The sequence below is a fragment of the Bacillus sp. N3378-2at genome (assembly GCF_033412715.1).
Classification (GTDB): Bacteria; Bacillota; Bacilli; order Bacillales; family Bacillaceae; genus Bacillus; species Bacillus subtilis.
On record NZ_CP117986.1, the window covers coordinates 444,515 to 456,585 of the forward strand.

11 protein-coding genes and 1 pseudogene are annotated in these 12,071 nt (G+C 44.8%); 9 read left to right on the forward strand and 3 right to left on the reverse strand.

What is annotated here, in order from left to right:
• The first annotated feature begins 11 nt into the window (after positions 1–11).
• The 5 genes from buk to bfmBB are packed head-to-tail and all read left to right on the forward strand — an operon-like array spanning position 12 to position 5,856.
• Entirely contained in the window at positions 12–1,103 is a 1,092-nt protein-coding gene (gene buk / locus PUN35_RS02415; protein WP_003230311.1) for a butyrate kinase, read from the forward strand.
• 20 nt (positions 1,104–1,123) lie between these two features.
• Positions 1,124–2,548: a dihydrolipoyl dehydrogenase gene (gene lpdA, locus PUN35_RS02420; protein WP_014480214.1), complete on the forward strand. Its 1,425-nt coding sequence runs from the start codon at positions 1,124–1,126 to the stop codon at positions 2,546–2,548.
• Between the two features lie 21 nt (positions 2,549–2,569).
• Complete coding sequence (bfmBAA, locus tag PUN35_RS02425) at positions 2,570–3,562, forward strand: 3-methyl-2-oxobutanoate dehydrogenase subunit alpha (protein WP_014480213.1); 993 nt, start codon at positions 2,570–2,572, stop codon at positions 3,560–3,562.
• A 13-nt stretch (positions 3,563–3,575) separates the two neighbouring features.
• Complete coding sequence (bfmBAB, locus tag PUN35_RS02430; RefSeq protein ID WP_014480212.1) at positions 3,576–4,559, forward strand: 3-methyl-2-oxobutanoate dehydrogenase subunit beta; 984 nt, start codon at positions 3,576–3,578, stop codon at positions 4,557–4,559.
• Between the two features lie 22 nt (positions 4,560–4,581).
• On the forward strand, positions 4,582–5,856 hold the full coding sequence (bfmBB, locus tag PUN35_RS02435; protein WP_014480211.1) for a branched-chain alpha-keto dehydrogenase complex dihydrolipoyllysine-residue (2-methylpropanoyl)transferase: 1,275 nt from the start codon (positions 4,582–4,584) through the stop codon (positions 5,854–5,856).
• Positions 5,857–5,910: 54 nt separating this feature from the next.
• Here bfmBB and bmrR read toward each other — a convergent pair whose 3' ends face one another.
• The 3 genes and pseudogenes from bmrR to PUN35_RS02450 all read right to left on the reverse strand — a co-directional run bounded on the left by bmrR (position 5,911) and on the right by PUN35_RS02450 (position 8,976).
• The gene (gene bmrR, locus PUN35_RS02440) at positions 5,911–6,747 is read right to left on the reverse strand and encodes a multidrug efflux transcriptional regulator BmrR (RefSeq protein WP_003230325.1); all 837 of its coding nucleotides are present in this window, start codon (positions 6,745–6,747) and stop codon (positions 5,911–5,913) included.
• A 72-nt stretch (positions 6,748–6,819) separates the two neighbouring features.
• Positions 6,820–7,982, reverse strand: a pseudogene (bmr, locus tag PUN35_RS02445) (multidrug efflux MFS transporter Bmr).
• A gap of 100 nt (positions 7,983–8,082) precedes the next feature.
• Positions 8,083–8,976, reverse strand: a complete 894-nt coding sequence (locus PUN35_RS02450) for a diacylglycerol kinase family lipid kinase (RefSeq protein WP_014480209.1) — start codon at positions 8,974–8,976, stop codon at positions 8,083–8,085.
• A gap of 160 nt (positions 8,977–9,136) precedes the next feature.
• Here PUN35_RS02450 and brxB point away from each other — a divergent pair, with 160 nt between their 5' ends.
• The 4 genes from brxB (at position 9,137) to artR (ending at position 12,063) form a co-directional block, all read left to right on the forward strand.
• On the forward strand, positions 9,137–9,574 hold the full coding sequence (gene brxB, locus PUN35_RS02455) for a bacilliredoxin BrxB (protein ID WP_003226477.1): 438 nt from the start codon (positions 9,137–9,139) through the stop codon (positions 9,572–9,574).
• Positions 9,575–9,841: 267 nt separating this feature from the next.
• A complete protein-coding gene (gene artP / locus PUN35_RS02460) occupies positions 9,842–10,609 on the forward strand; it encodes an arginine ABC transporter substrate-binding protein ArtP (RefSeq protein WP_003230337.1) in 768 nt (255 codons plus the stop codon).
• Between the two features lie 79 nt (positions 10,610–10,688).
• Complete coding sequence (gene artQ, locus PUN35_RS02465) at positions 10,689–11,348, forward strand: arginine ABC transporter permease ArtQ (protein ID WP_003230340.1); 660 nt, start codon at positions 10,689–10,691, stop codon at positions 11,346–11,348.
• Complete coding sequence (gene artR / locus PUN35_RS02470; RefSeq protein ID WP_014480208.1) at positions 11,341–12,063, forward strand: arginine ABC transporter ATP-binding protein ArtM; 723 nt, start codon at positions 11,341–11,343, stop codon at positions 12,061–12,063. Before artQ ends, artR begins: the two co-directional genes overlap by 8 nt.
• The last annotated feature ends 8 nt before the right edge of the window (positions 12,064–12,071 follow it).

Consider the following 12,071-nt stretch of genomic DNA (forward strand, 5'->3'; position numbering starts at 1 on the left):
ATCTGGAGGTTATGAAAGTGCTACATGACGAAAAACGCATTCTCACAATTAATCCAGGCTCAACTTCAACGAAAATCGGTGTTTTTCATAACGAAAGAAGCATTTTTGAAAAAACATTGAGACACAACATAGAAGAGCTGCAGCGATTTGACCGAATTATTGATCAGTATGAATTTCGTAAAAACCATATTCTCGAAACGCTTCATGAGCAGGGAATCAATATCTCAAAGTTTGATGCAGTCTGCGCAAGAGGCGGCCTTCTCCGGCCGATTGAAGGCGGGACCTACGTAGTGAATGATGAAATGATTGAGGACTTGAAAAGCGGTTACGCCGGTCAGCATGCTTCTAATCTCGGCGGCATTATCGCGCGGGAAATCGCTGACGGCCTGAATATCCCTTCGTATATCGTCGACCCTGTTGTCGTAGACGAAATGTCAGTGCTTGCGAAAGTTTCGGGCATGCCTGAAATTGAACGGAAAAGCATTTTCCATGCGTTAAACCAAAAAGCTGTCGCTCGTAAAGCGGCAGCCTCTCTTGGCAAACGATATGAGAACATGAAAATGATTATTACCCATATGGGCGGAGGTATTACAATTGGCGTCCATGACCGCGGGCGAGTGGTAGATGTCAATAACGGCCTGCACGGCGAGGGACCATTCAGTCCTGAACGAGCAGGAACAGTGCCTGCGGGAGATCTTGTTGATCTATGTTTTTCAGGGGAATATACAAAAGAAGAAATCATGAAAAAGCTTGTTGGCACCGGCGGACTTTTAGGCTATCTCGGTACAAATGATGCAGTAAAAGTGGAACAGATGATTCAAGGGGGCGATGAAAAAGCCCGCTTCATTTATGATGCCATGGCATATCAGGTAGCAAAGGAAATCGGGGCAGCCAGCGCGGCGTTAAAAGGCGAAGTTGAAGCGATTGTGCTGACGGGAGGCCTTGCGTACGGCAAAAGCTTTGTTTCTGCTATCAGATCATACATAGATTGGATTTCAGACGTTTTAGTCTATCCGGGTGAAAATGAACTGCAGTCTCTTGCCCAAGGGGCGCTCAGAGTATTGCAGGGCGAAGAGCAATCCAAACAATATCGTATTGAATAGACAGACAGGAGTGAGTCACCATGGCAACTGAGTATGACGTAGTCATTCTGGGCGGCGGTACCGGCGGTTATGTTGCGGCCATCAGAGCCGCTCAGCTCGGCTTAAAAACAGCCGTTGTGGAAAAGGAAAAACTCGGAGGAACATGTCTGCATAAAGGCTGTATCCCGAGTAAAGCGCTGCTTAGAAGCGCAGAGGTATACCGGACAGCTCGTGAAGCCGATCAATTCGGGGTGGAAACGGCTGGCGTGTCCCTCAACTTTGAAAAAGTGCAGCAGCGTAAGCAAGCCGTTGTTGATAAGCTTGCAGCGGGTGTAAATCATTTAATGAAAAAAGGAAAAATTGACGTGTACACCGGATATGGACGTATCCTTGGACCGTCAATCTTCTCTCCGCTGCCGGGAACAATTTCTGTTGAGCGGGGAAATGGCGAAGAAAATGACATGCTGATACCGAAACAAGTGATCATTGCAACAGGATCAAGACCGAGAATGCTTCCGGGTCTTGAAGCGGACGGTAAGTCTGTACTGACTTCAGATGAGGCGCTCCAAATGGAGGAGCTGCCACAATCAATCATCATTGTCGGCGGAGGGGTTATCGGTATCGAATGGGCGTCTATGCTTCATGATTTTGGTGTGAAGGTAACGGTTATTGAATACGCGGATCGCATATTGCCGACTGAAGATCTAGAGATTTCAAAAGAAATGGAAAGTCTTCTTAAGAAAAAAGGCATCCAGTTCATAACAGGGGCAAAAGTGCTGCCTGACACAATGACAAAAACATCAGATGATATCAGCATACAAGCGGAAAAAGACGGAGAAACCGTTACCTACTCTGCTGAGAAAATGCTAGTTTCCATCGGCAGACAGGCAAATATCGAAGGCATTGGCCTAGAGAACACCGATATTGTTACTGAAAATGGCATGATTTCAGTCAATGAAAGCTGCCAGACGAAGGAATCTCATATTTATGCAATTGGAGACGTAATCGGTGGTCTGCAGTTAGCTCACGTTGCTTCACATGAGGGAATTATTGCTGTTGAGCATTTTGCAGGTCTCAATCCGCATCCGCTTGATCCGACGCTTGTGCCGAAGTGCATTTACTCAAGCCCTGAAGCTGCCAGTGTTGGCTTAACCGAAGACGAAGCAAAGGCGAACGGGCATAATGTCAAAATCGGCAAGTTCCCATTTATGGCGATTGGAAAAGCGCTTGTATACGGTGAAAGCGACGGTTTTGTCAAAATCGTGGCGGACCGAGATACAGATGATATTCTCGGCGTTCATATGATCGGCCCGCATGTCACCGACATGATTTCTGAAGCGGGTCTTGCCAAAGTGCTGGACGCAACGCCGTGGGAGATCGGGCAAACGATTCACCCGCATCCAACGCTTTCTGAAGCAATTGGGGAAGCAGCGCTTGCCGCAGATGGCAAAGCCATTCATTTTTAAAAGCATAAAGGAGGGGCTTGAATGAGTACAAACCGACATCAAGCACTAGGGCTGACTGATCAGGAAGCCGTTGATATGTATAGAACCATGCTGTTAGCAAGAAAAATCGATGAAAGAATGTGGCTGTTAAACCGTTCTGGCAAAATTCCATTTGTAATTTCTTGTCAAGGACAGGAAGCAGCACAGGTAGGAGCGGCTTTCGCACTTGACCGTGAAATGGATTATGTATTGCCGTACTACAGAGACATGGGTGTCGTGCTCGCGTTTGGCATGACAGCAAAGGACTTAATGATGTCCGGGTTTGCAAAAGCAGCAGATCCGAACTCAGGAGGCCGCCAGATGCCGGGACATTTCGGACAAAAGAAAAACCGCATTGTGACGGGATCATCTCCGGTTACAACGCAAGTGCCGCACGCAGTCGGTATTGCGCTTGCGGGACGTATGGAGAAAAAGGATATCGCAGCCTTTGTTACATTTGGGGAAGGGTCTTCAAACCAAGGCGATTTCCACGAAGGGGCAAACTTTGCCGCTGTCCATAAGCTGCCGGTTATTTTCATGTGTGAAAACAACAAATACGCAATCTCGGTGCCTTACGATAAGCAAGTCGCATGTGAGAACATTTCCGACCGTGCCGTTGGCTATGGGATGCCTGGCGTAACTGTGAATGGAAATGATCCGCTGGAAGTTTATCAAGCGGTCAAAGAAGCACGCGAAAGGGCACGCAGAGGAGAAGGCCCGACATTAATTGAAACGATTTCTTACCGCCTTACACCACATTCCAGTGATGACGATGACAGCAGCTACAGAGGCCGTGAAGAAGTAGAGGAAGCGAAAAAAAGTGATCCCCTGCTTACTTATCAAGCTTACTTAAAGGAAACAGGCCTGCTGTCCGATGAGATGGAACAAACCATGCTGGATGAAATTATGGCAATCGTAAATGAAGCGACGGATGAAGCGGAGAACGCCCCTTATGCAGCTCCTGAGTCAGCGCTTGATTATGTGTATGCGAAGTAGGGAGGAAGAACAAATGTCAGTAATGTCATATATTGATGCAATCAATTTGGCGATGAAAGAAGAAATGGAACGAGATTCTCGCGTTTTCGTCCTTGGGGAAGATGTAGGAAGAAAAGGCGGTGTGTTTAAAGCGACAGCGGGACTCTATGAACAATTCGGGGAAGAGCGCGTTATGGATACGCCGCTTGCTGAATCTGCGATCGCAGGAGTCGGTATCGGAGCGGCAATGTACGGAATGAGACCGATTGCTGAAATGCAGTTTGCTGATTTCATTATGCCGGCAGTCAACCAAATTATTTCTGAAGCGGCTAAAATCCGCTACCGCAGCAACAATGACTGGAGCTGTCCGATTGTCGTCAGAGCGCCATACGGCGGAGGCGTGCACGGAGCCCTGTATCATTCTCAATCAGTCGAAGCAATTTTCGCCAACCAGCCCGGACTGAAAATTGTCATGCCATCAACACCATATGACGCCAAGGGTCTATTAAAAGCTGCAGTTCGTGACGAAGACCCAGTGCTGTTTTTTGAGCACAAGCGGGCGTACCGTCTGATAAAGGGAGAGGTTCCGGCTGATGATTATGTCCTGCCAATCGGCAAGGCGGACGTAAAACGGGAAGGCGACGACATCACAGTGATCACATACGGTCTGTGTGTCCACTTCGCCTTACAAGCTGCAGAACGTCTCGAAAAAGATGGCATTTCAGCGCATGTGGTGGATTTAAGAACAGTTTACCCGCCTGATAAAGAAGCCATCATCGAAGCTGCGTCCAAAACTGGAAAGGTTCTTTTGGTCACAGAAGATACAAAAGAAGGCAGCATCATGAGCGAAGTAGCCGCAATTATATCCGAGCATTGTCTGTTCGACTTAGACGCGCCAATCAAACGGCTTGCAGGTCCTGATATTCCGGCTATGCCTTATGCGCCGACAATGGAAAAATACTTTATGGTCAACCCTGATAAAGTGGAAGCGGCGATGAGAGAATTAGCGGAGTTTTAAAGACGTAAGGGAGGATAAAATCATGGCAATTGAACAAATGACGATGCCGCAGCTTGGAGAAAGCGTAACAGAGGGGACGATCAGCAAATGGCTTGTCGCCCCCGGTGATAAAGTGAACAAATACGATCCAATCGCGGAAGTCATGACAGATAAGGTAAATGCAGAGGTTCCGTCTTCTTTTACTGGTACGATAACAGAGCTTGTGGGAGAAGAAGGCCAAACCTTGCAAGTCGGAGAAGTGATTTGCAAAATTGAAACAGAAGGCGCGAATCCGGCTGAACAAAAACAAGAACAGCCAGCTGCTTCAAAAGCCGCTGAGACGCCTGCTGCAAAAAGTGCCGAAGCAGCTGATCAGCCCAATAAAAAGCGCTACTCGCCAGCTGTACTCCGTTTGGCCGGAGAGCACGGCATTGACCTCGATCAAGTAACAGGAACAGGTGCCGGCGGGCGCATCACACGAAAAGATATTCAGCGCTTAATTGAAACAGGCGGCGTACAAGAACAGAAGGCTGAGGAGCCGAAAACAGCAGCTCCTGCACCGAAGTCTGCATCAAAACCTGAGCCAAAAGAAGAGACGTCATATCCTGCGTCTGCAGCCGGTGATAAAGAAATCCCTGTCACAGGTGTAAGAAAAGCAATTGCTTCCAATATGAAGCGAAGCAAAACAGAAATTCCGCATGCTTGGACGATGATGGAAGTCGACGTCACAAATATGGTTGCATATCGCAACAGTATAAAAGATTCCTTTAAGAAGACAGAGGGCTTTAATTTAACGTTCTTCGCCTTTTTTGTAAAAGCGGTCGCTCAGGCGTTAAAAGAATTCCCACAAATGAATAGCATGTGGGCGGGGGACAAAATTATTCAGAAAAAGGATATCAATATTTCAATTGCAGTTGCCACAGAGGATTCTTTATTTGTTCCGGTGATTAAAAACGCTGATGAAAAAACAATTAAAGGCATTGCGAAAGACATTACCGGCCTAGCTAAAAAAGTAAGAGACGGAAAACTCACTGCAGATGACATGCAGGGAGGCACGTTTACCGTCAACAACACAGGTTCGTTCGGCTCTGTTCAGTCAATGGGCATTATCAACTACCCTCAGGCTGCGATTCTTCAAGTAGAATCCATCGTCAAACGCCCGGTTGTCATGGACAATGGCATGATTGCTGTCAGAGACATGGTTAATCTGTGTCTGTCCTTAGATCACAGAGTGCTTGACGGTCTCGTGTGCGGACGATTCTTGGGACGTGTGAAACAAATTTTAGAATCGATTGACGAGAAGACATCTGTTTACTAAATAAGCAAAAAGAGCATTTTTTGAAGTTTTGTTTCAAAAAATGCTCTTTTTCTATTATTCAGCGATTCGTATTTTCATTTCGACACGATATTCTTCTTGTTTTTTCGGGGAGTAATGAATCGGTATGATTAACTCGTAAACATCACTGACAACTGTTAATTGGCGGTCTGCGATATACTTGATAAGCTTCTGTAAGTTGAGAAAATAATGTTCAGGCGAAAAATTATACGCGATACACGCATACCTCCCTTTAGGGATCGTTGTGATTTCCATATCCGGCGTAATTGATGAAATCTGTTTATTCGTCAATACAGGCGTGAAAATATGACGGTAAGTCATTTCATCAATGCTGGTGTAGGGCTGAAAAGAGAAAGTAGCGCCGTAGCTATTGTTCGTAAATCCATCTGCTGACTCGATAAATTTTTTTAATTTGCTGTAGGAGGCATTGAGCACGTTTTCAGGCCCGATTCCTTCTGCCTCTGTCTGAATGATCCGTATTTCTTCTTCATCTAAAACAAACACCTCACCGAGCGCGGGATATTCCATCTGCCGTTTCATCCGCTTTTTCACCAATGAAATGGTTTGCTCCAGTGCTGATAAAAAGTCTAATTTCTCCCTGATTTGCCTCTCCTGCTCTGTATAAAAAGCAAACAGTTCTTCCATCTCTAAGTCCTGTGCTTTTTTCATCTCCTCTAAAGGTGTGCCGATATATTTCAATGATTTGATCAAATCCAGATGAATGAGCTGAGAATCTGTATAATAGCGGTAGCTGGTATCCGGGTCGACGTAGGCGGGTTTAAATAAATCAATTTTATCGTAATAACGGAGCGCTTTTATCGACACGTTTGCCAGTTTTGATACTTCCCCAATTGAGTAATACGATTCCTTCATGTCATCACTCCTTCTATCATCAGTATAAAGAAGAAGCGCATTCTTTGCAGTACACAAAGAATGCGCTTCTTATCACGTGCTGGCTTTAAGATGTGCAGGCGCTTTCCAAGCAATGGTCAGTGCAATCCCTATGGCCAAGGTGACCGTTGCAAAGTAGAAAGGATAGTTTACATCAATATCGAACAGCATTCCGCCGATAATAGGCCCGAATACATTGCCGATACTTGTAAACATTGGAATTCGGCAAACCCCTGTTCATTTCCCGCAATCTTTGACAGGTAAGTCGTTACCGCAGGCCGCATGAGATCAAATCCGACAAATACGGTGACTGTAACCAGCAGAATCGCAACATATGAATGGACTGTTGTCAGCAAGAATACCAGACTCGTAGAGAGAATTAAGCTGTACCGAATTAAATGGATTTCGCCAAACCATCTTGTGAAGCGGTCGAATAAGACGACTTGCGTAATGGCGCCAACAATCGCTCCTCCTGTAATCATAATGGCAATGTCGCTGGCCGTAAATCCGAATTTATGATCCACGAATAATGCAAATAAAGATTCAAATGATGCTAAACCAAAAGACGAAATTAAGATAATGAGAAAAGCTATGAAATACATGGGGGCAAAAATCCGTTTAAAGCCTGTCTTCTGTCCTTTTATTTCCTGATTTTCAGGGTTTCGTTCCGGCTCGCGCAGCGTGAGGATTGATAAAATGGCTGCTAACAGTGCAAAAGCTGCCGCAAAGAAAAAAGGCAGCCGGGAATGGACTTCTGCTAAAAATCCCCCGATGCCGGGGCCGATAATAAATCCTGTTGAAATAGCGGCTGACATATAACCGAGCGCTTTTGGCCTCGTTTTAATGGTCGTGATATCTGCGATAAAAGCCGTGACCCCGGGCATAATGAAGGCTGCGCTGATACCGCCCAGCATACGGGAGATAAATAACATCTCAACTGTTTTTCCAATGCCGAACAAAAACTCCGACACACTAAAGAACAACAGGCCGATTACGATCATGATCTTGCGCCCGAAGCGATCAACCCATCGTCCGGCTATTGGTGAGACAATGAGCTGTGTAATAGCGAAGCAGGCAACCATATAGCCGACCGCGGTCCCCGATAAATGCAATTCATTCATAATGGCCGGCGTTACTGGAATCACAAGCCCGATCCCCAAAAAAGCAATAAATAAATTGGTTAATAATATCGTTAAGGTAATATTTTTCTTCTCCATATGACTTCCCCTTTTTCAAGTGTGTATCCCTTATACTGTAAGACCTCCTCCTAGGGGAGAGTCAACGGATTTGCAAAATCTTTCTAAAGCTTTATGACAGTTATCCATTTGCGGGAACAAGCATGTCGATATGCTGCGGCAGGACCTGAATGACTGCGGGTGTATGTGTATAAACTTCTCCATCCATATCCGCCTTTTTGGCAGTGTCTGTTTCAATTTCGATACGGGAGGCCTGGACATAGGACAGCTCTCCGGTAAAACGATCAATTGAGCCCTGTTCCATGCTCATCAGCTCCCGCAGCGCGGTGAGGTTGGTGTTGCGGCATATGAGAACATCAAGTAAGCCGTCTTCAATACTGGCATCGGGCAGAGGAATTCGATTCGTTCCAATGTATTGGCCATTCATCACAAGCAGCATAACGGCTTCTTCTTTAATTTCTTTTCCGTCAATTTTTAATGTCATCGGAAACGATGCAGCGGATGAGACGGTTCGCAACGCACTTGTAAAATAGCTGATTTTTCCCAATAATGCTTTTTCCGTTTCGTTGATTTGATTCGACGTTTCTGCAATTAAGCCGATCCCCCAGAAATTTAAAAAATAACGGTCATTCATCTGACATACGTCTACGCTGGTTTTATTTCCTGCCATAAGTGCTTCCGCGGCCTTTGCAAGATTTTGAGGGATGCCAAGCACTCTTGAAAAGTCATTGCACGTGCCTCCGGGCAAAATTCCGACCGCGGGTTTTCTTTCTAGAGCGCTGATAGCATTTATGCATTGATGGATCGTGCCGTCGCCGCCGAGAATGAAGACGGTGTCGACAGAATCATCAATGGATCGGCAAAAATGATACGCATCATCCTTTTTCTTTGTCTGTTTAATAATCACCTCATCTAAATGGTGAGATAAAACCGGCACGACAGCACCAAGTGCTTTTTCTATATTTTTGTTGCCGGCATTTCCGTTATGAATCAGTAACGCTTTCCGGTGGCTCATATACAACTGCTCCTTTATTTTACTTCTGGTTATATAATCCCCTTTTTCTGTAAGCAGTAAACGAAGAGCAAAAAAAGTGCACGGCGAAGCAAAGTCATTTGCCGATATGGACGTTTCCTTGCTATCATAAGAACAGATGATGAAAAAGGAGAGGTCTTCATTGAATATGGACTTTAATTTATTTATGAATGATATTGTCCGCCAAGCGAGACAGGAAATTACAGCTGCTGGATACACTGAGCTGAAAACAGCTGAAGAGGTGGATGAGGCACTTACGAAAAAAGGAACGACGCTTGTCATGGTAAACTCTGTTTGCGGATGCGCCGGAGGAATTGCAAGACCGGCAGCCTACCATTCCGTTCACTATGATAAAAGACCTGATCAGCTCGTCACCGTTTTTGCCGGACAGGATAAAGAAGCGACAGCGCGTGCGCGAGACTATTTTGAAGGTTATCCGCCATCTTCTCCGTCCTTTGCGATTTTGAAAGACGGAAAGATCATGAAAATGGTAGAGCGTCATGAAATTGAAGGCCACGAGCCGATGGCCGTAGTGGCAAAGCTGCAGGAAGCCTTTGAAGAATATTGTGAAGAAGTATAAGACGAACAACCCGGATGCCCAAGCGGCCCGGGTTTTTTTGTGCATAAATTTCCAAGGGTATATGAATAAATATTAAAGGATTATTCAATCGGATTGTACAGTGATTTTATTTTTATCTAGTAATATCAAAAAGAGATCACTGGAAAGATAAGCTTGAAGATAATTTTTAAAAATAGTATTGCATAAAAATAAGAAACTGTTTAAAATACAAATTAACGAATAAATATTCAAATACAACAAAAGTAATGAATACGGGGGAAATGGATCATGAAAAAATGGCTCTTATTACTTGTAGCTGCCTGCATTACCTTTGCATTATCTGCTTGCGGCTCAAGCAATTCAGGTTCAGAAGGCGGCAAGAAAAAATTAATTATGGGTACTTCGGCGGATTACAAACCGTTTGAATATAAAGAAGGCGATAATATTGTCGGCTTTGATGTAGAGTTGGCAAAAGCTCTGGCAAAGAAGGCAGGCTATGAAATTGAAGTGCAGGATATGGACTTCAACAGCTTAATTACAGCGCTTAAATCAAAACAGGTGGATCTCGTTCTGTCAGGAATGACACCAACGCCTGAGCGTAAAAAACAAGTTGATTTTTCAGATGTGTATTACACAGCGAACCATATGATTGTCAGCAAAAAAGACAGCGGCATTCAATCTTTGAAAGACCTGAAAGGAAAAACAGTTGGCGTTCAGCTTGGCTCTATTCAGGAAGAGAAGGGGAAAGAGCTTTCTCCGGAATATGGTTTTAAAACAGAAGACCGCAACAGAATTTCTGATTTGGTGCAGGAAATCAAATCTGACCGCTTCGATGCCGCGATTATTGAAGACATTGTTGCAGAAGGGTATTTCAAATCAAATGATGACCTGCAAGGCTTTGTGATTCCTGATGCGAAAGCGGAAGAAGCCGGTTCAGCAATTGCTTTCAGAAAGGACAGTGAACTGACAGACAAATTCAATAAAGCGCTCAAGGAAATGGAAGATAACGGAGAGCTTGAGAAATTGAAGAAAAAATGGTTCACTGGCGAGAAGTAAAAAAAGCGGCTCAACTTTTTCGTTGAGCCTTTTTATTGAATAGGAAACTTTTTTCCTGTAAGAAAAGGAGACAAAGGCTATGAATTTGGATTTTTCAGCAACGATCCCCCAAATTCCTTTTATATTAGAAGGCTTGGCAATTACATTAAAAATTGTTGTTGTATCTGCTATTATCGGACTTATACTCGGTATTGTGCTAAGCTTATGCAAGATCAGCACATTCCGCCCGTTTATCTGGATCGCTGATTTTTATACATCAGTGTTCCGAGGCACGCCTTTAGTGCTGCAGCTTATGATTGTCTATTTTGGCCTTCCTCAGCTGCTCGGATTTCAAATTGACCAGTTTTGGGCTGCGGTTGTCGCATTGTCTTTGAATTCCGCCGCTTATGTATCGGAAATTATCAGAGCCGGAATCAATGCCATTGATAAAGGGCAAAAAGAAGCTGCTGTTGCACTCGGTGTCCCGTATGGAAAAATGATGAAGGATCTGCTGCTGCCGCAGGCCTTCAAAAATATATCACCTGCAATTGTGAATGAATTAATTACGTTAACAAAAGAATCGGCGATCGTTACCGTCATCGGGCTTGGTGATGTCATGAGACGCGCATATCAAGCTGGCGCCGCCACTTACAATTACCTTGAGCCGCTCATTATCGCGGGATTGATTTATTATGTGCTTGTCCTGATTTTAACGTTTATCGGCAAGGCTGTAGAAAGGAAGCTGAAATCCAATGATTAAGGTTGAAAAGCTGTCAAAATCATTTGGGAAACACGAAGTATTAAAAAACATTTCAACAACAATCGCTGAGGGTGAGGTTGTTGCCGTGATCGGTCCTTCAGGCTCAGGCAAATCAACGTTCTTACGCTGTTTAAACCTGTTGGAAAAGCCTAACGGCGGAACCATTACAATAAAAGACACAGAGATTACGAAGCCAAAAACCAACACATTAAAGGTCCGGGAAAACATCGGGATGGTTTTTCAGCATTTTCATCTCTTTCCGCACAAAACGGTTCTCGAAAACATCATGTACGCGCCTGTCAATGTAAAAAAAGAATCAAAACAGGCTGCAAAGGAGAAAGCTGAGGACCTGCTCCGCAAAGTCGGTTTGTTTGAAAAGCGAAATGACTATCCAAACCGTTTGTCTGGCGGACAAAAACAGCGTGTCGCGATTGCCAGGGCTCTTGCGATGAATCCGGACATTATGCTGTTTGACGAGCCGACCTCCGCCCTTGATCCGGAGATGGTCAAAGAAGTGCTACAGGTGATGAAAGAGCTGGTCGAAACCGGCATGACCATGGTGATTGTCACACATGAAATGGGCTTCGCAAAAGAAGTGGCAGACCGCGTGCTGTTTATGGACCAAGGAATGATTGTCGAGGACGGCAATCCGAAGGAATTTTTTATGTCGCCAAAATCCAAAAGAGCGCAGGACTTTTTAGAGAAAATATTATAGAATATAAA